Origin of the sequence: Fictibacillus iocasae (assembly GCF_042665465.1) — a bacterium.
In the GTDB taxonomy this organism is placed as follows: domain Bacteria; phylum Bacillota; class Bacilli; order Bacillales; family Fictibacillaceae; genus Fictibacillus; species Fictibacillus iocasae.
On the sequence record NZ_JBHTCP010000009.1, the window covers coordinates 169,683 to 191,193 of the forward strand.

Consider the following 21,511-nt stretch of genomic DNA (forward strand, 5'->3'; position numbering starts at 1 on the left):
GGCAAGAAAGGGTGGTTATAATGAATTCTTATATAATGATTGGGAACTTTCCGCTGAAATCGGACGTGCTTTTCCTGCTGGTATCTGGATTAGCGGCTTATGTTCTTTTATATGTTCTACTCCGAAATGACGGGCATAGAAAAGATATGCTGAACATCCTTTCCAACTCCGTCATCACAGGATTGGCGGTATGGAAGTTTTCCTATGTGCTGTTCCATCCTTCTGCAGCATTGAATAACCCACTCAATATTCTTTACTTTTCAGGTTCTACTCCAGGCATCTTGATTGGAGCAATAGCTGGGATAGCGATTTTGCTCGTATCCATACGTAAGCAAAAGCTCCCATTCACCGCTCTCTTTTTTTCAGCAACATACGCCTTCACTATCTTTTACGCACTCTATTTCGCACTTCGCTATATGCTGGCTGAACAGAATACAGCCGAAGGAATACTATCGCTTCTTATGTTCGCTGCTTCCGTTTATCTTACGTTTGTAAAAAGCCGGGACATTCGCAATGCGTCACTCGCGCTGGTCGGTATCAGTCTTGTTTTCACGATGGCCAATGCATCGCCTTCTGTCAAAAAGGCTGAGCAGCCAAAAGCCATTGAAACGAAAGCAGCCACAATAGGGATAAAACCAGGAAACAAAGCACCAAACTTTGAACTAGAGACGCTGGACAGTAAAACGATGAATCTGTCCGATCAAAAAGGAAAAGTCGTGTTCGTCAATATTTGGGCAACCTGGTGCCCGCCCTGCCGTGCGGAGATGCCTGAAATGCAAGCCTTTTATAAGAAGTACGGCGGTAATGAAGCCGAAATACTTGCCGTTAACCTGACAGACAGCGATTCGCGTGAAGCGGCCCGAAAATTTGCGAAAGAAAACAAACTCACATTCCCGGTCTTATTAGATACAGAAGGAACAGTCGGTTCTGCCTATCGAGCCGTCACGATTCCCACCACCTACATCATCAACAAAGACGGCATTATCACAAACAGACACATCGGTCCGATGGACGCGAATACCATGGAAAACTACCTGCAGCAGGCACAATAGAAAAAAGGCAGATCAAGGACGGCCCTGATCTGCCTTTTTATATTAAAAAACGAATTCAACACTATTGATACCTGCGCCTCATCCTCTTCACCTTCACAAACTCCCCGACAAAGCGGTCCAGTTCGTCATCCATATACAAAAAATAATAACGGTGATGGTGGCCGTCTTTCATGTCTGACAATCGGCAGTTTAACTGGCGGTCCAGCTGTCTGCGGGATACGTCAAGTGAATACATTCTTCCATGGTTAGGAATATCAATCTGCAAATCATGCAGGAAAGGGAGTTCTTTAAAAAGGTAAACAGATAAATCCAGGAGAAGTTCGTACACATGGTCTTCCGATTCTAAATAATGAAGGTATTCTTCTTTAGTGGATGGTACATGAGGGTTGTAACGTTTAAAGGTGGAATAATCGCCGAAAAAAACAAGCTTGGCACGGGATTGCTCAAGTTCATAATGTTTCATGAACTTGCTGGCCTTCATTTTAGAAACAGCGGTTCTAAATCGATAGGAATTGCGGATCGCCTGGTGTTCATCTGAACCATGCTGAATTTGGGAAGCATTAAAAGACAAAGCGGTGTCCTCTACTAGATGGCCAACCTTAAACGTATCTTTCACAAAAAACATCGAAAACGATTTTCGTTTCATGACAGCTTCTGCCTCCCTCGCACTTTCTCGCTCTTTTAGTATACGACGAAAACAATAAAAACCCAAGTAGGGAACAGCCGACAAAATTCAACTTTTTAACGGCTGTTTCGCCTCTCGTTCTTCTTTCGAATAAATGATCTGCATCGGACTTCCTCCGACAAACGCACCGGCAGGAACGTCCTTATGAACAAGCGTTCCGGCAGACACGATCGCCCCATCCCCGATCGTAACGCCGGGAAGGATCGTCGAGTTCGCACCGATCATGACTTCATCCCCGATAATGACATCGCCGAGACGATATTCGTGGACCAAATACTCATGAGCCAGTATGGTCGTGTTGTATCCGATAACCGTGTTGCGTCCGACCGTAATACGTTCCGGAAACATCACGTCCAGCATGACCATCAGCGCGAATGCCGTATCCTCTCCCACCTTCATTCGGAGAAACGTCCGGTAAATCCAGTTCTTCATCGGAAGAAAAGGGGTATACCGGGCGACCTGGATGGCGGCAAAATTCTTCGCAACCTTCCAGAACGGCACCGTTTTGTACACTTGATATAGTGAGTTCTTGCCTTTAACCGGATAGCGTTCCGTTCTGCGCACTTATCTCTCTCCTAAGTAACCTAACAGGTCTGTCATATGATCGAGCATCACGTCTGGCTCGAACTGCTGCAAATATTCCTGGCCGCGGATCGTCCATGATACCCCAGCTGTTTTCGTCCCAGCGTTTTTGCCTGATAGAATGTCATACTTGCTGTCTCCTACCATGATTGCCTTTTCAGGCGGTGATTGAAGGAGGACCAGCGCTTTTTGCACCGGCTCAGGATCTGGCTTCGCGCGCTCTACGTCATCCAACGTCACGACCGTGCTGAAGAATTTGTCCAGTCCGACAAGCTTCAGCCCCATCTCGACCGTATTCCGCATTTTTGTCGTCACGATGCCGAGCTTGTAGCCTTTTTTATACAATTCTTCTACCGTTTCAAAAACTCCTTCAAACTCTTCTACTAAATCGTCATGGTTCGCAATATTATGCTCACGGTACACATCGACCAGCTCCTGAACCTGGTCCTTGCTGAAATGCTCCATCGTCTCAACGAGCGGCATCCCCATCAGCGGCAGGACGTGCTCACGGTTATATTGCTCTGGGAAAAATTTATCAAGCGTGTATAGAAAAGACGCGATAATCAGTTCGTTCGTATTAATCAACGTCCCATCCAGGTCAAACAATACGGTATCAATTTGTTTCATAGCTGTGCTTCCTTTCTCGTTGTATGTGTTTTAGTATGCTCCACTTTCGTCCAAACCGCTGCGACGATCATCGTCAGCAAAATTGCCGTGGAAAGCCGGATGATCAGAAGCGGCAGAACCGGTATGCCGAGCGGTACAAAAATGAGTGTATCTTCGACGACGGCATGACAGCTGACAAGAAAAATGAAGGCAAGATACAGGTCCTTTTTCGAGACGTTATCTTCCTTCGCTGCCTGTATCATCACACCCGCTCCGAACGCGAGTCCGATCGTCAAACCAGCTGCCATCGTCATCGAAGTGTTACGCTTCATGCCGAGCAGCTTCAGTGCTGGCGCCATCATGTCAGAAATGGTGTTCAGCCAGCCTTTATCTTTTAAGTACTGCATCACGATCATAAGCGGGATGACGATTAACGCGATCTGCCCGATCCCGGTGAGCGCCTTTTCTACACCAGAGAAAATAATTTCCCACCAGCCGTCAGGCAGCTGCTCTTGTTTCGGCACGAGACCGTAATGCGCCATTTTGCTTCCGCCATCCCAAAACGTACTGATCATGAACGCGGAGATAACCGCAAGCCCGATTCTGACCGTCACGATTACCCAAATCTTCACACCGACACTAGCGGCGACACTCGATTCAATGAGCAGGTTGTGAGAAAACGAGAGCATGACAGCCAGTATGAAGACATGCTTCACGGTCAATGTATCAAGCGTTAAAATGCCGCCGATCCCCGCATACAGATTGATCAAGTTTCCGAGCACAAGCGGTATCGCCGCCTCTCCGGGCAGCCCGATCCACTTCATCGCAGGACTGAGCAGCTGGATCAGCCAGCCCATAACAGGCGTATGGCTGAGAATGGTGATGAATAAGGTAACCGGAAAGATAATCTTTCCGAGTGTCCATGTTGTTTTAAGCCCGGCGGCGGCGCCTTTTTTGATCGTCTCCATCTACATCCTTCTCTCTATCCAGATAGCGAAAGGTTGAATAGCCCGCTACACGACGGTAAATCAAAGCAATCACTGCTGCGGCTATCCACACGAGCGACATGACCTGTGCAATTCGAAGCGATTCTGTGAGCATAAGGCTGTCTGTGCGCAGCCCTTCAATAAAGAATCGGCCAGCAGAATACCAAATAAGATACGTGAGGAACAGCTCGCCACGGCGCAGGTTTACCTTTCGCAATGCGATCAGGACGAACACACCGAGCAGGTTCCATAGTGATTCATATAAAAACGTTGGATGATAGTACGTGCCGTCAATGTACATCTGGTTGATGATAAAGTCTGGCAGGTAAAGCGACTCTAGAAACGAGCGGGTCACCTCGCTGCCATGTGCTTCCTGATTCATGAAGTTGCCCCAGCGGCCGATCGCCTGGCCTAATAGAATACTAGGCGCCGCGATGTCAACCAGCTTCCAAAACGAAATCTTTTTCGCCCGTGAGAAAAAATATCCTGTCAAGAACGACCCGATCAGCGCACCGTGAATGGCGATCCCGCCTTCCCAAATCGCGATGATTTTTTCAGGATTCGCACTGTAAAAATCCCATTTAAACGCAACATAATACAAACGGGCGCAAATGATCGCGACCGGAATAGCAATCATAACCACATCAACAAACGTGTCCTTCGCCAAACCTCGGCGCTCGGATTCTCTTACAGCAAGCCAAAGCCCAAGCAGCGCACCGAGTCCAATAATGACGCCATACCAGTAAATCGTGATCGGACCAAGTTCAAGGGCAACCCGGTCGATCGGCTGAATAGATGATTCCATATTCTCCACGTCCTTTTTTTCTTATCAGGGTCTTAAAAAAACCTGGCTGACGCAAACCCTAAGTCAGCCTTAGATGATCTTTTGCTTTATTCCTAAACCGGTTGACTGCGGCGATGATGTTAAACTCTTTCTAACACTATTAAAAATCCTCTTCGTCCGTTGTTTCGATCACATTCGTGAGACGCTCTGAAAACTGTTTCGCCGCGTTCATGCCCATTCGCTTCAGACGGAAGTTCATCGCTGCCACCTCGATAATGACAGCCAAGTTTCGCCCAGGACGGACCGGCACGGTAAGAATCGGCACCTCCGTGTCCAAAATTTGCATCATCTCATCTTCAAGGCCGAGGCGGTCGTAAATCTTTTTCGGATCCCACGTCTCCAGGTTGATGACGAGCGCGATTTTCTTATAGTTGCGTATCGCTCCTGCTCCGAATAGCGTCATCACGTTAATGATGCCAAGGCCGCGGATTTCAAGCAGGTGCTGAATTAGCTCAGGGGCGCTTCCGATCAGTGTGTCTTCATCTTCCTGGCGAATTTCAACGGAATCATCCGCAACAAGACGATGCCCGCGCTTGACGAGCTCCAGCGCTGTTTCACTTTTCCCGACTCCGCTGTTGCCTGTGATCAGGACACCGATGCCGTAAATATCCACAAGGACGCCGTGCATCGCCGTCGTTGGAGCCAAACGGCTTTCCAAGTAGTTCGTCAGGCGGCTCGAAAGCCTTGTTGTAGTCAGCTTGGAACGCATGATCGGCACACCCGATTTGTGCGATGCCTTCAGCAACTCTTTCGGCACCTCCATATCGCGCGTGATGATAATGCCCGGTGTTTCATCTGTACATAGCAGGTTCAGCCGCTCCATCCTTGCATCTGCATCAAGCTCGGTTAAAAACGACAGCTCCGTTTTCCCTAGAAGCTGCAGCCGCTCTGCCGGATAAAAGGTAAAATATCCTGCCATCTCAAGTCCTGGACGAGACAGATCACTCGTCGTAACTGAGCGGTGAACCCCTTCCTCTCCGCTTACAAGCTCAAGCTGAAATTTATCAATGATTTCTTTCGTATGTACTCTTGCCATCATGTCCTCCTAACCGGAATTCCCTGGTCAAATGATGATTCTATTGTATCACTTTAGGGTGTGGAACGCATAACTAGCCTGCTTTGTTATCTCGTGCCTCTTTCAACCCGCTATGTATGGAAAACTCGGCTGACACGAAGCACTTTGTTCGTCAACTTTTTGACTGCGTCGAAATCCTTCACTGTAAAAAGTGATAACTTCCTAAAGTACAAGAAAAGGATGACACCATCAACCGGCATCATCCTTCATTTCGTTTCATTTTTGTTTTGATCGAATATCACGCGCTGGACGACGATGTTGGCCAGTGACAGAAGCAGGGCGGCACCAAGCGCCATGCCAAATCCGTCGATGACGAACGACGGCCCCATCACCCACGAGGTTAGCATCAACAGCGAGGCGTTAATAACGATTAGAAAAAGTCCGAGTGACAGCACGGTAACAGGAAGCGTGAGCAAGATCAGGATCGGCTTGAGCACAGCATGAAAAACAGACAGCAATATGCTGGCGACAAGGGCCGATATCGTACTTTTTATATAAAAGGCTTCAAAGAATCCCGCTATCGCCATAAGAAGAGCCGTGTTGATCAGCCACGAAGCGATGACTCTCACTCTATTCTTCTCCCTCAAGCGGGATGACTGCCATCGCAATCACATATCCGATCAATAAAGGGATAAAAGCGGTGAAGATGCCGATCAGCACAACGCCTATCCTCACAAGAGCAGCGTCTATTTCAAAGTACCGTGCAATGCCAGAACAAACACCTGCTAGAATTTGATCTTCTGTCCGCACTAACTTTTTCATGTGACAGCCACCCCTTTTGAAATTTAATGCTCTTCTTTTAAACGCAGCAGCGAAATCGAGCCGGTTTTCGCCTCCGCTTCCACCTTAAACTGCGGAGATGAGCCTTTGTTCGCGATAAAGGATAAATACTTTTTGGCGACTTCCTTTTTCTCTTCTTTCACTTCAAGCGAATCGAAATCGCATACAAAACCTCCAACCATTGTTTTCAGCTCTGCATCGATCTCCATCTCGCCAGGCAGCTCTGCTTCTATTTTACCGGTCACCGTCTTAAAATATGCCGATCCTTCAGCCGCTGAAGCGAGCCTGCAATAAATAGAGCCGTTCATCGTTTCAGCCCGCACCTGCTTGGCATCAAGCGTCAACCGAAGCGCTCCGTTCATCGTTTCAGCATCCGCTTCATCAAAACGGCAGTCCTTAACGGTCAGTGTGCCGTTCGCAGTTTCTCCTTTAAATTTCGTTCCACGGCATTCCGCGATCGAGATGGAACCGATCGTTGCCTTTGCATGCAGGGTGCTCGCCTCACAATCGCTCAGTTTGATGGAGCCATTAAACGTCGCAAGCTTAATGTCATCGAACGCATAGCGCGGAATCGAGATGACGGCGTTCACCTTTTGATGCTTGTTGCGAGAATAGAACCTGAGCTTCGTCGCGTCGCAATCGTAGAACGTCTCATTGCGGAACTTCGTTTTAGCCGACGACCCTTCAGGAACCTTATACACATGGGCATCGCATTCGATCTGCACATCGTTTCGGTCCCATGGCAGCATCGTGATCGATCCGTTATATACTTCAACATCAATATGCTGAAACATGACATGACTGTCGGAAAACACATAATGGACAGCCTCTGACGGCCCGAAATTCAGATCAAAGTCCGCCGTTTTAATGCGCTGGACGACACGATCAAAAAACTTGGCCATTTTATAGCCAGTAGAAGGAACCTTAACCGCCGTTCCGCCAGATGGTGCACCGGCTGATTTCATGGGATTCTTTACGCTGAACGACCGTTTGCTGCCGACGGCATAAAGCAGTTTTTCCGCTTCTTCCGCTGAAATTTTGCCCTCAGCGAGCATATTTAAAATCATCTTCTTCTCTTCCATAACAGGACGCCCCCCTGATTTTGTCCATAGTACCGGCGTCAGGCAGATTCATGATGTCTAGTATTCTTAGCCGATCGTGTTTACGTTTGGATAAGCACCTTTATTCCTTTAACAATATTCCAGATGGCGACGATTAATGACAGAATCCCGAACAGCAATGCGCTCAAAATGATTGAACCTGTACTATACCCTGATTCGAACACGATAATGATGCCAAGCGGGATGGCTATAGCCGGAAAGATGTGTGACATGAAGCTTTTTCTCGCATGCTCTGTCACTTCGTTGTCCTCTGAAACAAAATAAACGACAACAGGAAACAAAAACGGTGCAAAGAAAATACTAAAATAGCATAATGACGAAATAATTTTCGCTGTGTTGCTCTTCATCATTTTATTCCCCTTTTATCTTCTCTTTTTCAAATAAACTTCCTTTTTATTTGCAGCCATTCGACAGATGTTCTTATATTCCGTATGATTATGACAGCTATTTATTACGTTTAAGGAGGACATTCGCATTGTCTCGTTATTTAAAACCATTGTTTCTATTCGCCACCGTATTTATTTTGTCTGGCGTTATTTATATGATTGCCGAAGAACCAAGCGGCAGTCTTTCTTTTCTGGAAAAGCTTTTGGCCGCATTAGTAAGCTTTCTTCTTATCGCTGGCATTAACTATGCCGTTTACCGATTTATACGCTTTATCTGGAGAGGATAGTACGGCCACCCTGCTTTCGTCAAGGCAGCTATAGCCAATCAGACACACCCATTCCAAACAATGTCATTTTATCATATTATGTAAAATGATTTTGGAAAATATATTCTCTGCTCGAATACACTATGGAATAGACCATTTCATCATTACGATGTGTATCGATTTGAAAATGGAGGATTATTCATGGAAAATCACGTGCTGTCTCTGTCTGACGGAAGAACGCTCGGTTTCGGGGACTACGGAAATAAAGATGGGCTGCCCGTTCTGCTCTTTCACGGCACCCCTTCGTCCCGTGTCCATCCTTTTATACAGCTTCTCGAAGAAATGGCGAAAGAGATGCCGTTTCCTCCAATTCGGATTATTGCCATAGAACGTCCAGGCTACGGCCTTTCTACTCCGAAGCAGGGGAGGACGATCGAAAATGTTGTTACAGACACCAAGCTTTTGCTGCGCTATTTAAAGATTGATCAGTTCAGCACGATCGGTATCTCCGGCGGCGCTCCCTATGCGCTTGCCTGTGCGGCAGACATGCCGGACAGAGTACAAAAAGTGGCCGTGATCAGCGGCATGGGACCCCTTCATGTACGTGAGCTCCTCTTATCTCATTCCAAAGAAGACCAGATCGGCTTCTTAAGCGCATTTCAATCTCCTGACGGTTTACGCAAGTTTGTGCAATATGCGCAAAAGAACCCGGAAGCTTTCGTGAAATCTCAATATGATCAGCTTCACGCAAGCGAAAAGAAAAACATGACAAAGGAAATCCTCAACATTTACACGAAAACCATCAGTGAAGCGACACGCACTCCATGGGGCATGATCGACGACTATAAGAACTTCCTTACACCATGGCCGTTCGATCCCGCTACCTTAAAAACGTTCGTTAAGCTATGGCACAGCGACGAAGATGACAGCGTGCCTGTAAATCATGCGCGTCACATGCACCGAGTCATCCCGAACTCGGAATACACCGAACTCAAAGGACTCAGCCACCTTGCCTCAATCTTTGCCCCGCTGCCGGAAGTGCTTGAATTTCTAACAATGCGGCAAGTGAACGAATCAAGCAATCTAGAAAATGGATAAAAAACAAATCAATCAACAAAAAAACGCCGAATGCAAGGTGCATTCGGCAATTTTATTGAACTGCATTTTTGTTAGTTCATTTCTCTAATATGAATTCTTACAGATAGCAGATTTCCGTTCCCGTTATTTCACTGTCTCTTTTTCTTTTAGCTTCGCACTCATCCGCTTTTTATCGCGCTTTAAGATCGGCGCGAGGTAGCGTCCGGTATGTGACGCTTCTACTTTCGCGAGCTCTTCTGGCGTTCCGGTTCCAACAACAGTCCCGCCTTTATCGCCGCCCTCTGGCCCCATGTCAATCAAATAATCACACTGCTTGATCACGTCAAGGTTATGCTCGATCACTAGGACAGAATCGCCATTGTCGACGATACGCTGTAGTACTTTCAACAGGCGGGAGATGTCATCGACGTGCAAGCCTGTTGTCGGCTCATCCAAAATGTAGATCGTCTTGCCAGTCGAACGCTTATGAAGCTGGCTCGCTAGCTTCACACGCTGCGCTTCTCCGCCTGAAAGTGTGGTAGCAGACTGTCCGAGCTTGATGTAGCCAAGACCGACATCTAGAATCGTTTCCATCTTGCGCCGAATTTTCGGGATGTTCGCGAAGAAATCAACCGACTCTTCTACTGTCATGTCCAGAATATCCGCAATGCTCTTGCCTTTGTATTTCACTTCAAGGGTCTCACGGTTATACCGCTTGCCGTGGCAGATTTCACACGGTACATACACGTCTGGCAGGAAATGCATCTCGATCTTAATGATCCCATCTCCGCGGCAGGCTTCACAGCGTCCGCCTTTCACATTAAACGAGAATCGTCCCTTCTTGTAGCCGCGCACCTTTGCTTCATTCGTTGAAGCGAACACATCGCGGATGTCATCAAACACTCCCGTATACGTGGCCGGGTTTGACCGTGGCGTACGTCCGATCGGCGACTGGTCGATATCGATAACCTTATCCACATGCTCAAGACCTTTAATCGCTTTATGTGCACCTGGTTTATCCTTCGCTTTATGCAGCTTCTGCGCCAACGCCTTATGCAGGATCTCGTTGACGAACGTACTTTTACCAGAGCCAGAAACACCCGTTACACCAGTAAAAATGCCAAGCGGGATCTTCACGTTCGCATTCTTTAAGTTGTTCTCGCTCATGCCAAGCACTTCAATATAGCGTCCGTCCGGCTGACGGCGTTCCGCTGGAAGAGAAATAAACTTCTTGCCTGATAAATATTGTCCGGTCAGTGAATTCGGGTCCTCCATGATTTCCTGAGGCGTTCCCTGTGCGGTAATCGTTCCGCCATGCGCGCCGGCACCTGGACCGATATCAATAATATAATCGGCTGCAAACATCGTATCTTCGTCATGCTCGACGACGATCAGTGTGTTCCCGAGGCTTCTCATCTCTTCCAACGTCCGGATGAGACGGTCGTTATCACGCTGATGCAAGCCGATTGACGGCTCGTCCAAAATGTAAAGGACGCCCATCAAACGGGAACCGACCTGTGTCGCGAGCCTGATTCTCTGCGCTTCCCCTCCGGATAGCGTCCCGGCTGCACGGCTGAACGTTAAATAGTCCAGACCGACGTTGATAAGAAAGCCAGAACGGTCAATGATTTCGCGCAGAATGAGCTTGGCGATCGCCTGCTCTTTTTCTGTCAGCTCCAGGCTGCTGAAGAACTTGTTCGCTTCTGTGATGGAAAGCTGAGTCGTCTCACCGATATGCTTGCCGTTGATTAAGACTGACAACGCTTCTTTCTTTAATCGGTGGCCTTTGCATTTTGGACAAGGCTTTTGTGCCATGTATCCTTCCATTTGCTCACGAATATAGTCAGAGCTCGTTTCGCGGTAACGCCGTTCAATATTGGAAAGCACGCCTTCGAAAATGATTTCGTTCTTACGCACCTGTCCGAAATCATTACGGTACGTGAAAAGTATGCGGTCCTTCGTGCTACCGTTTAGAATTTTATCGATCTGATCTTTCGGCAGCTCTTCTACCGGAACCTCCATGTCGATGCCGAAATGTGTGGCGATGCTCTCAAGCAGCTGCGGGTAATATTGCGATGAAACCGGCTCCCATGGTGCGATGGCATGATCCTTGAGCGAACGCGACCAATCGGGAATAACGAGTTCGGAGTCGACTTCTAGCTTCACACCGAGTCCGTCACACGACTGGCAGGCACCGAACGGGCTATTGAACGAAAACAGTCTAGGCTCAAGCTCACCGATCGAGAAACCGCAATACGGACAGGCATGATTTTGAGAGAATAAAAGCTCTTCCTCGCCCATCACGTCGACGATCACGCTTCCTTCTGCTAGATTCAGAGCTGTTTCGAGTGAGTCAGATAAACGAGTCATGATGCCTTCTTTTATGACGATGCGGTCAACGACCACTTCGATCGAATGCTTTTTGTTCTTTTCAAGCGAGATTTCTTCCGACACCTCACGCATCTCGCCATCAATACGGACACGGACGTATCCTTGTTTCTTGATGTCTTCGAGCACTTTTACATGCTCGCCTTTTCGGCCCGATACGACGGGAGCGAGGATCTGAAGCTTCGTTCGCTCCGGATATTCCAGTATCCGGTCAACCATCTGCTCAATCGTCTGCGACGTGATCTCCACACCGTGTGTCGGACAAACCGGACGGCCGATACGGGCGAACAACAGGCGCAAGTAGTCGTAAATTTCGGTAACCGTCCCGACGGTAGAACGCGGGTTGCGGCTCGTCGTTTTCTGATCAATGGAAATGGCCGGAGAAAGCCCCTCGATCGAATCGACGTCCGGCTTGTCCATTTGCCCGAGAAATTGGCGGGCATAGGCAGACAAAGATTCTACGTATCTGCGCTGGCCTTCCGCATAGATCGTATCAAATGCGAGCGATGATTTCCCGGATCCGGACAAGCCTGTCAGGACAACAAGCTTGTCACGTGGAACCGTCACATCTATATTTTTTAAGTTATGGGCGCGAGCACCCTTGACGGTTAAATTTTGGTTGGCTGCCAATGTGGATCATCCTTCCGCTTTCAGTTCAAGAATCAAGTCACGAAGCTCTGCGGCTCGTTCGAACTGAAGGTTCTTTGCCGCATCTTTCATCTCTTTTTCCATGCGTTCGATGAAAGCTTCGCGGTCTTTTTTGCTCATTTTCTGTTTTGGTGCGGCTGTACCGTACGTGCCCGAATCCTCTGAAGCCTGCGTCGCACGGATTACATCGCGCACTTCTTTCTTGATCGTTGTCGGCGTGATGCCGTGTTCTTCGTTATAAGCGATCTGTGTCTGACGACGCCGCTGCGTTTCTTCAATCGCCACCTGCATCGAACGAGTCATGTTGTCAGCGTACAGGATAACATGGCCGTTCGCGTTACGCGCCGCGCGTCCGATCGTCTGGATCAGCGACCGGTCGGAGCGGAGAAATCCTTCTTTATCCGCATCAAGAATCGCAACGAGCGAAACCTCTGGAATATCGAGCCCTTCCCGCAGCAGGTTGATCCCGACCAGCACATCGAACACGCCAAGACGCAGATCGCGTATGATCTGAATTCGCTCTAGCGTCTTGATCTCAGAATGCAAATAACGCACTTTAATGCCTAGCTCAAGCAGGTAATCAGTCAGATCCTCAGACATTTTTTTCGTTAATGTCGTCACTAACACTCTTTCGTTGTTCTCTGTGCGGGCATTGATCTCACCGACAAGGTCATCGATTTGGCCTTTGATCGGCCGCACTTCGACCGTCGGATCAAGCAGTCCAGTCGGACGGATGATCTGCTGAATCGGTTCTGGCGCATGCTCGAGCTCATAAGGACCAGGTGTGGCTGATACATAAATGTGCTGGAACTTGTTGTACCGCTCGAATTCATCAAATGTCAGCGGCCTGTTGTCCTTCGCTGATGGCAATCGGAATCCGTGTTCAACAAGCACGTTCTTTCTCGCCTGGTCACCGTTATACATCCCGCGAATTTGCGGCAGTGTAACGTGCGACTCGTCGATCACGATAAGCGAGTCATCTGGAAAATAATCGAGCAGCGTATACGGTGTGCTGCCGATCGGCCGGAGCGTCAAATGCAACGAATAGTTCTCGATGCCTGAGCAGAAACCCATCTCGGCCATCATCTCAAGATCATAGCGCGTGCGCTGCTCCAAACGTTGCGCTTCTAACAGCTTACCCGCTTCGTTCAGCTCTTTTAAGCGTTCTTCCAATTCGGCTTGTATTCTGACGATCGCAAGCTTCATCTTTTCTTCGCGTGTAACGAAGTGGGATGCCGGGAAGATGGCCACATGGCTGCGTTCGCCGAGTATTTCTCCGGTTAACGCATCCACTTCAGTGATGCGGTCGATCTCATCACCGAAAAATTCAACGCGCAAACAATGCTCATCACGTGATGCCGGAAAGATCTCGACAACGTCTCCGCGAACACGGAACGTTCCGCGTGTGAAGTTGATGTCGTTTCGGTTGTATTGCGTATCAACCAGGTCACGCAACAGCTGGTCGCGGTCCTTCTCCATGCCTGTGCGCAGTGAAATCACGAGGCTTTTGTATTCTTCCGGCGAACCGAGGCCGTAAATGCAGGAAACCGATGCGACGATGATGACGTCGTTGCGCTCGAACAAAGATGATGTCGCCGAGTGGCGGAGCTTGTCGATCTCATCATTGATGCTCGCATCTTTTTCGATATAGGTGTCCGAATGCGCGATATACGCTTCCGGCTGGTAATAATCATAGTACGAAACAAAATACTCAACAGCATTGTTCGGAAAGAACTCCTTCAATTCGCTGTAAAGCTGTCCGGCCAATGTTTTGTTATGGGCGATCACAAGCGTCGGCTTGTTCACTTCCTTGATCACATTGGAGATGGTAAACGTCTTTCCTGTACCGGTCGCACCGAGTAAGGTCATTTTCTTTTTGCCTTCATTCAGCCGTTCTATCAGCTGCCTTATGGCTTCTGGCTGGTCGCCCTGAGGCGTGTATTTTGATACAATTTCAAACGGTTTGCTCAACGTTCTGTACCCCCGTTCCTAAAATATGGCTGTAAAAAGTATAGCATATGAATTAGGCGTTTTCCTAATATTTACGAACAGATATTCGCAGAAATTATTGGGAACTTTTCAAATCATTATTCTTTCGTTAGACTGAAGAAGGAAACGATAAACATTTGAAAACTTTGTTTTATTAAAGAAATCAGCGAAGCTGTTGATCTGCGTTACAGGTGCACGCTTTCCGCGGGGTGAGCGGTGAGCCCCTTCGCTAGCCAAGCGCCATTGAAGGGTCTCACCTGTCTCACTCATCCCGCTGGAGTCGGCACCTTTCACTCCGATCAACTTTCAGTGAAGTATTCGAAGGTGATTTAAGTCATTCAGAATATTACTTTAACAATCATACAAAAAATGCTTTAAGAGTCTAAGGATCACATGCAACAATTTTTAGGTAATAGCCTTTAATACTAAAGGAGATACATTATGGAAAGTATCTATGTTTTGGTTGGGATGGCGATTGGTGTGCTGTCTGGTTTTTTTGGTGTTGGGGGCGGGTTTATTTTGACGCCGCTGCTGATTTTGTTTGGGTTCCCGCCTGTTACGGCGATTGGGACGAGTCTGATGTATTCGATTGGCACGAGCGTTTCTGGCGTGTATGCTCATTTGAAAATGAACAATATTTTTTGGAAAACGGCTGCTGTCCTTGGCGTGATAGGGGTGGCGGCCACACAGGCGGCTCATCCTCTCGTATTGTGGCTTGAGGCGGAAAAGCTGGACAAGACGGTCATCCCCATTCTTTACATCATCTTGCTCGGCTATTTTGCTCTTTCCCTGTTAATGAAGTCTTCAAAACAAGAAGGCGGAAGAGGAACGTTTCGATTTTCTTGGGCAAAAGCGTTATTTATCGGATTTACAGGCGGTTTTCTCTCCACGACGCTTGGTGTTGGCGGCGGGTTTATCATGGTGCCATTGCTCATTTCAATGATGCATCTTCCCGCGCGCAAAGCGGTAGGGACAAGCCTTGTGAGCGTGTTCGCCATCGTGACAGCAGGCTTCATTTCGTACGCGTACTCTACACCGCTTGACTTTAAGCTCGGCGCGTTCTTGATTATCGGTGCCCTTATCGGCGGACAGCTGGGTGCGAAGCTGACTTCCATCTATGATGACAGACAGATCAAGAACTACCTCGGACTGCTGTATGTGGTCACGCTTCTATCTGTAGTGATGAAGCTGATGAACCAGGACGAAGCGGGCATCATGGTGCTCGGCGGATATGTTTCCTTTCTATTGTTGCTTTTCGTAAAAGACACGATTTCTTATCAGCGGCGAAAAACGTCTCCTACCAACTAGGGGACGTTTTTTAATTAAAGAAAACTTGGCTGACGCCTTGTCTTTTAGTCAGCCTTAGTTGCCCTTTTTTATATTTTTTTCCTAAACTTTTTGACTGCGTCGAATTCCTTCACTGTTAAAAAGTTATCTTTCTTAAAGTAAAAAAAATAGACGGCAGAAATTATCCGCTGTCTATCTTACTTTTTTATTTTGTTTTTTAAAGATTTTCAGGCCGAGCCAAAAGCCTACTGCGGTCGAAACGAGCGCAATAATCTGCTGTCCCAGCGGGCGATTAAAACCGTCGAAGCCGAAAACTAGAATCAGCAGCGTAATCAATAATGGTACATATTTGGAGAACAGGACACGGTTAAACAATAGCAGAAAAAATACCGGCAGCAGACCTGCCAGAATATACTCAAGCATGAATCAAAATTCCCCTCTCACTGCCGCACACCAGCGGCAGACTTCACTCATACCCTCTATTATAAACGAAAAGTAGTGAACTGTTGCGAATGATGTGTGAAGAATTTGAAGCAGCCTGTCTATCATCAGTAAAATAGTTTGTTCATGCAAACAAAATACCCCCTTGTGCCGCTGCCAAGGGGGTGATTCATTTACTCGCTGATGATTTTTTTATCGCGGCTTAGTATCTCAATCTTGTAATCATCTCCTCGCACTTTTTTCTTCATCTCATCTTCCTGAAGAAATTGTATGACCTTGTTATGCAGGTCACGTGCGAAGGATTCAGCATCTGGATCGGTGCTCTTCACTTCTGTCCGAATCTCAATTCGTGGTGAAGGATGTACCGAATAACCGAGTCCCGTAACGCGATAATCCTTCTTGCCCATCAGGTCAACGCTGATCGCGCTAAGAATATCGGACCATCTGCCTTCTTGCTCCTGTTTCGCTAGATTGATTTTATATACTTCGATCGGCATTTCCTTAAATCCAGCATCCTTCACCGTGCTGCGTATAAGGGATTTTATTTCCGGCACTCTTTTTTCTGTATCGACTATCTCTATTTGAACCCGCTTGTCATCTAGATCAGGGGAAGCTGTGTTCACATCCACTTGCCTTACACTTATTCCTGCTTTAGCAAGAGCAGCTTTAATGCTTTCACGCAGCGTTTCGGCGTCCTTTTCCCACTGCATCCACTCTGGACTTTGCGGCTCATCAACATATTCTATCGATTGATAAACCTTCACTCGGTAGGCATCCAGTCCGTTTTTCGCTAACAAGGATTCTGCTATTTTTTCCACTTCGTATTTCACTTTTCGATAATACTGATCTGAACCAACTATACTGATCATCATTTCTTTTTTCGGCTGATATGTTACTCCCACAGCATCAATGTTGTACTTCTTCTCTCTCAATTCCTCGTGAACGAGTTGAACAGGATCCTTTTCATGAAACATGAGGCTGAGCAGCGGCAGCTTGGAGACGGTCTCTGCAAATGCGGGTGAGATGTTTACAGCTGTAAAGAAACTTCCGATAATAACAGCTGCGGCTATAGCCGTTCCCATCACCTTGTTAATGGGTTTTCGCACCGATTTTTTCTTCTGTAATTCATTTGAAATCCTGTTTTTCAGCTTTTGATCGAACGTGATTTCCCGCAGCACCGTCGTTTTCATCATCTTTTCTAAATGGTTCAGCTTATCTTCCAAATTGTCCGCCTCCCTCGTACTTCTTCTTCAACATCTGCCTTCCTCTAAGAAGCCTGCTTTTCACAGTATTAGGTTTCAAAGAAAACAAGGTGCTGATGTCTTCAATTTTCATGTGTTCAAAATAATGAAGATAAATCATTTCACGATAGTTGACGGGAAGTTCCAGGACATGCTGTGATAGTTCATGTGCCTCCAATTTTTCGACCAAAATGGTGTCCGGACTTTTATCACGGCCTTCGTGTTCATCAAACAGCAAGCTCGTGAATTTTCTGCTTCTGAACGCCCACGTTTTCATCACATCCTTACAGCGGTTAACGGTAATCCGATAAATCCAAGTTTTAATGGATGACTCTCCCCGAAACTGGTGCAAGCTCTTATAACAGCTGATAAAGACATCCTGAGTGATATCCTCTGCTAAGCCTCGATCTTTCACATACGAGAATGCCAGCCACAAGACACGCTGTCCGTATGTATCCATTAGTTCATCGAGTGTATACTCATCTTTTGTAAGTAATGGTTCCTTCTCTTTTTCGTCCCGTATCGCCAATGCGTCATCCCCCTTTCACACATACTGACGAAAACTTTAACGTGCGGTTGCATTAATTCATAAAGAAAGAGCAGAATATCTGCTCACGAACGAAAGTTTATTTAACCTTTAAGTTCTCTTAAATAATAAATGTAATCCGTCGATGCACCTGGAATACCTTGCTGGCGCAGCATCGCTGACAGATTGCCACGGTGATACGTACCATGGTTCACGAGGTGTATGAACAGCTCTTCAACGGTGTTCTGAAAGGCTTCCCCCTGTGATGTGTTATACATAATGACTTCACTTGCGACCACGCTGTTTATGTAAAATGTCATCTCTTCGTGCAATGTTGACAGCTTCTGCCTCGCCTCATTTGGTGATTCCGGATAGACTGCACATGCATCTCTCCCTGTCATCCGAGAAAACCAGAGATACTCCACCTCGATCAGATGATCAACAACCGCTTTAATAGAAGGAAATACACTGACAATTTCCTTATTAAAAACAACCGCCGCCTCAGTCTCCAAGTGCTGCATCATTTTTTCAGTAGCCCAGACATGATAAGCAAAAAGCTGCTGTATCGATTGTTCCACGTTCCTCATCCTTTCTTTTTAAAAAACGACCTCATATGTCAGGTAAAACACATAGAGTGAAGCACCAAACATCGCAAGCATCACAGCTGCCATCACATAGCGCAAACGGTACAATGTCTGTGAGGAATAAGACTCTCTTTTCATCGCCTTGGACATCTCTGGCCGCAAAATTTTCAAACCATAAACAATGATGGGCGCGATCACGGCCATCGCTGCAACAAACAGCACCTTATTAATAGCAATCATCTGATGGTTTGATAACACCTGCTGCAGTCCAATTACAGCTGCAGCAATCAAATAAATCACTAGTCTCGCATAGTTCATATAGCGTTCCATCAGCTTTCCTCCTGCTAAAACAGTCTACTTTGACTATAATGGATGCCCCCTAATATTTCCATCCAAGAACATTACACAACAAAAAGGCGCCTATCCACTTTTTCAAGAGGACAGGCGCCTGATGCATTATTTATACAGCTGTTCACGCTGTTTTTTGATTTCTTCGTTTTCAAGATACTCATCATACGTCATCTGCTTATCGATCAAGCCGTTTGGCGTGATCTCAATGATGCGGTTCGCGATCGTTTGAACGAACTGGTGGTCATGCGATGTGAAGAGCATCGATCCTTTGTAAGACGTCATCCCGTTGTTGAGCGCTGTGATGGATTCTAGATCCAAGTGGTTCGTCGGCTCATCCATGATCAGGACGTTGGATCCGCTCAGCATCATTTTAGAAAGCATGCAGCGAACCTTTTCGCCTCCAGAAAGAACGGTACACTTCTTGAGTACTTCTTCACCTGAGAACAGCATACGGCCAAGGAAACCGCGCAAGAAGCTTTCACTTTGATCATTAGGAGAATATTGACGCAGCCAGTCAACAAGGTTCAGTTCACCGTTCTCGAAATACTGCGAGTTGTCTTTAGGGAAGTACGCTTGAGACGTTGTTACGCCCCATTTAAATGTACCGCTGTCCGCTTCCATCTCGCCCATCAGAATCTTGAACAATGTTGTGTTCGCGATTTCGTTTTTTCCGACAAACGCGATCTTGTCATCTTTGTTCATGATGAAGCTTACGTTATCAAGCACTTTTTCGCCATCGATCGTCTTCGTCAGTCCTTCCACACGAAGAAGGTCGTTTCCGATCTCGCGTTCGATGCTGAAGTTGACGAACGGATATTTACGTGAAGAAGGCTTGATGTCGTCGAGCGTGATTTTATCCAATAGCTTCTTTCGAGAAGTCGCCTGCTTGGATTTAGACGCGTTCGCCGAGAAACGAGCGACGAAGTTCTGAAGCTCTTTAATTTTCTCTTCTTTTTTCTTATTTGCATCTGACTGCAAACGCTGCGCCAGCTGGCTGGACTCATACCAGAAGTCGTAGTTACCGACATAAAGCTGGATACGGCCGAAATCAAGATCCGCCATGTGCGTACAAACCTTGTTCAGGAAGTGACGGTCATGGGATACAACGATAACGGTATTCTCGAAGTTGATCAAGAACTCTTCCAGCCATTGAATCGCTTGAAGGTCCAAGTGGTTTGTCGGCTCATCCAGCAAGAGGATGTCCGGCTTGCCGAATAGCGCCTGCGCTAATAGCACTTTCACCTTGTCAGATCCAGACAGATCAGCCATCAGCTTGTCGTGAAGATCTTCACCGATTCCAAGACCTTTAAGAAGGATCGCCGCTTCCGATTCCGCTTCCCATCCGTTCAGCTCAGCGAATTCGCCTTCAAGCTCAGCGGCACGCATGCCGTCTTCGTCTGTGAATTCTGCTTTCATGTAGATAGCATCCTTCTCCTGCATCACTTCATAAAGACGCGCGTGGCCCATGATAACTGTCTGCATGACCGTATGCTCTTCGTATTCAAAGTGGTTCTGCTTCAATACAGCGAGACGCTCGCCCGGCGTGATGATAACATCACCAGTCTGCGCTTCGATCTCACCAGATAAAATTTTCAGGAACGTGGATTTACCCGCACCGTTCGCTCCGATTAAACCGTAGCAGTTGCCCGGTGTAAATTTAATATTCACGTCTTCAAACAGCTTGCGGTCGCCGTAGCGAAGACCAACGTTAGAAACAGTAATCATGTTTTCAAAACTCCTTTACACTCATGTCACCGCTTATTGTACCATACTTTGTGCGATAGGAAGAAACCACGCCGCATATCCAGAGAATTCTATTTATGGGGATAAGGTGGGTTTTCGGCACAGCGTTGACGGTTATTCTTGGCTAGCATTTTCGCTTTTGTATTCTAAAATATCTCCTGGCTGGCAGTCCAAAGCCTTACAAATCGCATCCAGCGTGGTCATTCTGATCGCTTTTGCTTTTCCCGTTTTCAGGTTAGAGATGTTGGCCATCGTGATTCCCACTCTTTCTGAAAGTTCGGTCACGCTCATCTTTCGTTTTGCGAGCATCACATCGATATTAATAACAATCGCCATTCTCTCACCTCAGATCGTTAAGTCGTTTTCAGATTTGATATCAATAGCCTGCTGTAAAAGTCTTTGGAGAACAGCAGCGAAGACGGCGATAACCATAGAAGCAAAGACAGGTACCATCCCCATGATCACAAGTCCCGGTGCATCGTCCAATTCTGCCAATTGAAAAACAAAAGGCTCCAGAATGACAAAGATGAGGCTGATCAATATGGCACAGCGCTTTATTACCGTTAACGCTCTTACCGATAAAGCTGAGAAAGCCTGATTCTTATCAATATGACCTAGGAGTTTACAAGCCTGAAACAATGCCGCATAGAACGGAATGGAAGATACGTAAAGACCGATGACAATAGGATAAAGTAAGGGAGCGAACTTCGGATTAGCCGGATTGTCAGGCAGAAAGAGCAAGCCAGCCACACTTAACGCAAGCACTGGAGATGCAATAACAAAAACCGCTAACTTTAAAAACAAGGTGGACCCTAATTTCATACAAACCATCTCTCCTTTTGTCGTATTATTT

24 protein-coding genes are annotated in these 21,511 nt (G+C 47.0%); 4 read left to right on the forward strand and 20 right to left on the reverse strand.

The window, feature by feature from the left end; all coding sequences use genetic code 11:
* Positions 1-20: 20 nt before the first annotated feature.
* Positions 21-1,052 (forward strand): redoxin domain-containing protein, encoded by a 1,032-nt coding sequence (locus tag ACFQPF_RS05025; protein WP_379747184.1) that lies wholly within the window; start codon positions 21-23, stop codon positions 1,050-1,052.
* 61 nt (positions 1,053-1,113) lie between these two features.
* On the opposite strand, the gene ACFQPF_RS05030 is transcribed toward ACFQPF_RS05025, so the two are convergent.
* The 10 genes from ACFQPF_RS05030 to ACFQPF_RS05075 all read right to left on the reverse strand — a co-directional run bounded on the left by ACFQPF_RS05030 (position 1,114) and on the right by ACFQPF_RS05075 (position 8,081).
* Positions 1,114-1,698 (reverse strand): hypothetical protein, encoded by a 585-nt coding sequence (locus ACFQPF_RS05030; RefSeq protein WP_379747186.1) that lies wholly within the window; start codon positions 1,696-1,698, stop codon positions 1,114-1,116.
* Positions 1,699-1,785: 87 nt separating this feature from the next.
* On the reverse strand, positions 1,786-2,301 hold the full coding sequence (locus tag ACFQPF_RS05035) for an acyltransferase (RefSeq protein WP_379747188.1): 516 nt from the start codon (positions 2,299-2,301) through the stop codon (positions 1,786-1,788).
* Positions 2,302-2,946: a pyrophosphatase PpaX gene (gene ppaX, locus ACFQPF_RS05040; RefSeq protein ID WP_379747190.1), complete on the reverse strand. Its 645-nt coding sequence runs from the start codon at positions 2,944-2,946 to the stop codon at positions 2,302-2,304.
* Entirely contained in the window at positions 2,943-3,893 is a 951-nt protein-coding gene (locus tag ACFQPF_RS05045) for a nucleoside recognition domain-containing protein (protein ID WP_379747192.1), read from the reverse strand. Before ACFQPF_RS05045 ends, ppaX begins: the two co-directional genes overlap by 4 nt.
* Complete coding sequence (gene lgt / locus ACFQPF_RS05050; RefSeq protein WP_379747194.1) at positions 3,856-4,716, reverse strand: prolipoprotein diacylglyceryl transferase; 861 nt, start codon at positions 4,714-4,716, stop codon at positions 3,856-3,858. Before lgt ends, ACFQPF_RS05045 begins: the two co-directional genes overlap by 38 nt.
* A 139-nt stretch (positions 4,717-4,855) precedes the next feature.
* Positions 4,856-5,791 (reverse strand): HPr(Ser) kinase/phosphatase, encoded by a 936-nt coding sequence (gene hprK / locus ACFQPF_RS05055; protein WP_379747272.1) that lies wholly within the window; start codon positions 5,789-5,791, stop codon positions 4,856-4,858.
* Positions 5,792-6,036: 245 nt separating this feature from the next.
* A complete protein-coding gene (locus ACFQPF_RS05060) occupies positions 6,037-6,399 on the reverse strand; it encodes a phage holin family protein (protein WP_379747196.1) in 363 nt (120 codons plus the stop codon).
* A gap of 1 nt (position 6,400) precedes the next feature.
* Positions 6,401-6,592, reverse strand: coding sequence for a PspC domain-containing protein (locus ACFQPF_RS05065; protein WP_379747198.1), 192 nt, complete (start codon positions 6,590-6,592; stop codon positions 6,401-6,403).
* 23 nt (positions 6,593-6,615) lie between these two features.
* Complete coding sequence (locus ACFQPF_RS05070; protein ID WP_379747200.1) at positions 6,616-7,692, reverse strand: DUF4097 family beta strand repeat-containing protein; 1,077 nt, start codon at positions 7,690-7,692, stop codon at positions 6,616-6,618.
* Positions 7,693-7,772: 80 nt separating this feature from the next.
* Positions 7,773-8,081, reverse strand: a complete 309-nt coding sequence (locus tag ACFQPF_RS05075) for a magnetosome magnetite crystal formation protein family (protein ID WP_379747202.1) — start codon at positions 8,079-8,081, stop codon at positions 7,773-7,775.
* Between the two features lie 125 nt (positions 8,082-8,206).
* On the opposite strand from ACFQPF_RS05075, the gene ACFQPF_RS05080 reads away from it, so the two are divergent.
* Positions 8,207-8,404, forward strand: coding sequence for a hypothetical protein (locus ACFQPF_RS05080; RefSeq protein ID WP_379747204.1), 198 nt, complete (start codon positions 8,207-8,209; stop codon positions 8,402-8,404).
* A gap of 180 nt (positions 8,405-8,584) precedes the next feature.
* Positions 8,585-9,481, forward strand: a complete 897-nt coding sequence (locus tag ACFQPF_RS05085) for an alpha/beta fold hydrolase (protein WP_379747206.1) — start codon at positions 8,585-8,587, stop codon at positions 9,479-9,481.
* A 123-nt stretch (positions 9,482-9,604) separates the two neighbouring features.
* Here ACFQPF_RS05085 and uvrA read toward each other — a convergent pair whose 3' ends face one another.
* Positions 9,605-12,478: an excinuclease ABC subunit UvrA gene (gene uvrA / locus ACFQPF_RS05090; protein WP_379747208.1), complete on the reverse strand. Its 2,874-nt coding sequence runs from the start codon at positions 12,476-12,478 to the stop codon at positions 9,605-9,607.
* Positions 12,479-12,484: 6 nt separating this feature from the next.
* Positions 12,485-14,467 (reverse strand): excinuclease ABC subunit UvrB, encoded by a 1,983-nt coding sequence (gene uvrB / locus ACFQPF_RS05095; protein ID WP_379747210.1) that lies wholly within the window; start codon positions 14,465-14,467, stop codon positions 12,485-12,487.
* A 459-nt stretch (positions 14,468-14,926) separates the two neighbouring features.
* On the opposite strand from uvrB, the gene ACFQPF_RS05100 reads away from it, so the two are divergent.
* Positions 14,927-15,793, forward strand: a complete 867-nt coding sequence (locus ACFQPF_RS05100) for a sulfite exporter TauE/SafE family protein (protein WP_379747212.1) — start codon at positions 14,927-14,929, stop codon at positions 15,791-15,793.
* A 171-nt stretch (positions 15,794-15,964) separates the two neighbouring features.
* On the opposite strand, the gene ACFQPF_RS05105 is transcribed toward ACFQPF_RS05100, so the two are convergent.
* The 8 genes from ACFQPF_RS05105 to ACFQPF_RS05140 all read right to left on the reverse strand — a co-directional run bounded on the left by ACFQPF_RS05105 (position 15,965) and on the right by ACFQPF_RS05140 (position 21,480).
* Positions 15,965-16,195: a DUF2198 family protein gene (locus tag ACFQPF_RS05105; protein WP_379747214.1), complete on the reverse strand. Its 231-nt coding sequence runs from the start codon at positions 16,193-16,195 to the stop codon at positions 15,965-15,967.
* A 191-nt stretch (positions 16,196-16,386) separates the two neighbouring features.
* Positions 16,387-17,436, reverse strand: coding sequence for a DUF4030 domain-containing protein (locus ACFQPF_RS05110; RefSeq protein ID WP_379747216.1), 1,050 nt, complete (start codon positions 17,434-17,436; stop codon positions 16,387-16,389).
* Entirely contained in the window at positions 17,426-17,983 is a 558-nt protein-coding gene (locus tag ACFQPF_RS05115) for a sigma-70 family RNA polymerase sigma factor (protein WP_379747218.1), read from the reverse strand. The genes ACFQPF_RS05110 and ACFQPF_RS05115 overlap by 11 nt, the downstream gene beginning before the upstream one ends.
* Before the next feature lie 101 nt (positions 17,984-18,084).
* On the reverse strand, positions 18,085-18,558 hold the full coding sequence (locus tag ACFQPF_RS05120) for a DinB family protein (protein ID WP_379747220.1): 474 nt from the start codon (positions 18,556-18,558) through the stop codon (positions 18,085-18,087).
* Between the two features lie 18 nt (positions 18,559-18,576).
* Positions 18,577-18,894, reverse strand: a complete 318-nt coding sequence (locus ACFQPF_RS05125; protein WP_379747222.1) for a hypothetical protein — start codon at positions 18,892-18,894, stop codon at positions 18,577-18,579.
* Positions 18,895-19,020: 126 nt separating this feature from the next.
* Positions 19,021-20,640 carry an ABC-F family ATP-binding cassette domain-containing protein gene (locus tag ACFQPF_RS05130; RefSeq protein ID WP_379747224.1) on the reverse strand — a complete coding sequence of 540 codons (1,620 nt, stop codon included), beginning with the start codon at positions 20,638-20,640 and terminating at the stop codon, positions 19,021-19,023.
* 132 nt (positions 20,641-20,772) lie between these two features.
* Entirely contained in the window at positions 20,773-20,994 is a 222-nt protein-coding gene (locus tag ACFQPF_RS05135; protein WP_379747226.1) for a helix-turn-helix domain-containing protein, read from the reverse strand.
* Between the two features lie 9 nt (positions 20,995-21,003).
* Positions 21,004-21,480 (reverse strand): DUF2975 domain-containing protein, encoded by a 477-nt coding sequence (locus ACFQPF_RS05140; RefSeq protein ID WP_379747228.1) that lies wholly within the window; start codon positions 21,478-21,480, stop codon positions 21,004-21,006.
* Positions 21,481-21,511 lie beyond the last annotated feature (31 nt).

What these genes read in the sequence shown, in the direction of transcription:
- ACFQPF_RS05085 (WP_379747206.1), top strand. Translation starts at nt 8,585, where the DNA reads ATGGAAAATCACGTGCTGTCTCTGTCTGACGGAAGAACGCTCGGTTTC.
- ACFQPF_RS05025 (WP_379747184.1), top strand. Translation starts at nt 21, where the DNA reads ATGAATTCTTATATAATGATTGGGAACTTTCCGCTGAAATCGGACGTG.
- ppaX (WP_379747190.1), bottom strand. Translation starts at nt 2,946, where the DNA reads ATGAAACAAATTGATACCGTATTGTTTGACCTGGATGGGACGTTGATT.
- ACFQPF_RS05075 (WP_379747202.1), bottom strand. Translation starts at nt 8,081, where the DNA reads ATGATGAAGAGCAACACAGCGAAAATTATTTCGTCATTATGCTATTTT.
- hprK (WP_379747272.1), bottom strand. Translation starts at nt 5,791, where the DNA reads ATGGCAAGAGTACATACGAAAGAAATCATTGATAAATTTCAGCTTGAG.
- ACFQPF_RS05070 (WP_379747200.1), bottom strand. Translation starts at nt 7,692, where the DNA reads ATGGAAGAGAAGAAGATGATTTTAAATATGCTCGCTGAGGGCAAAATT.
- lgt (WP_379747194.1), bottom strand. Translation starts at nt 4,716, where the DNA reads ATGGAATCATCTATTCAGCCGATCGACCGGGTTGCCCTTGAACTTGGT.
- ACFQPF_RS05045 (WP_379747192.1), bottom strand. Translation starts at nt 3,893, where the DNA reads ATGGAGACGATCAAAAAAGGCGCCGCCGCCGGGCTTAAAACAACATGG.
- ACFQPF_RS05105 (WP_379747214.1), bottom strand. Translation starts at nt 16,195, where the DNA reads ATGCTTGAGTATATTCTGGCAGGTCTGCTGCCGGTATTTTTTCTGCTA.
- ACFQPF_RS05135 (WP_379747226.1), bottom strand. Translation starts at nt 20,994, where the DNA reads ATGGCGATTGTTATTAATATCGATGTGATGCTCGCAAAACGAAAGATG.
- ACFQPF_RS05125 (WP_379747222.1), bottom strand. Translation starts at nt 18,894, where the DNA reads ATGGAACGCTATATGAACTATGCGAGACTAGTGATTTATTTGATTGCT.
- ACFQPF_RS05030 (WP_379747186.1), bottom strand. Translation starts at nt 1,698, where the DNA reads ATGAAACGAAAATCGTTTTCGATGTTTTTTGTGAAAGATACGTTTAAG.
- ACFQPF_RS05130 (WP_379747224.1), bottom strand. Translation starts at nt 20,640, where the DNA reads ATGATTACTGTTTCTAACGTTGGTCTTCGCTACGGCGACCGCAAGCTG.
- ACFQPF_RS05065 (WP_379747198.1), bottom strand. Translation starts at nt 6,592, where the DNA reads ATGAAAAAGTTAGTGCGGACAGAAGATCAAATTCTAGCAGGTGTTTGT.
- ACFQPF_RS05100 (WP_379747212.1), top strand. Translation starts at nt 14,927, where the DNA reads ATGGAAAGTATCTATGTTTTGGTTGGGATGGCGATTGGTGTGCTGTCT.
- ACFQPF_RS05140 (WP_379747228.1), bottom strand. Translation starts at nt 21,480, where the DNA reads ATGAAATTAGGGTCCACCTTGTTTTTAAAGTTAGCGGTTTTTGTTATT.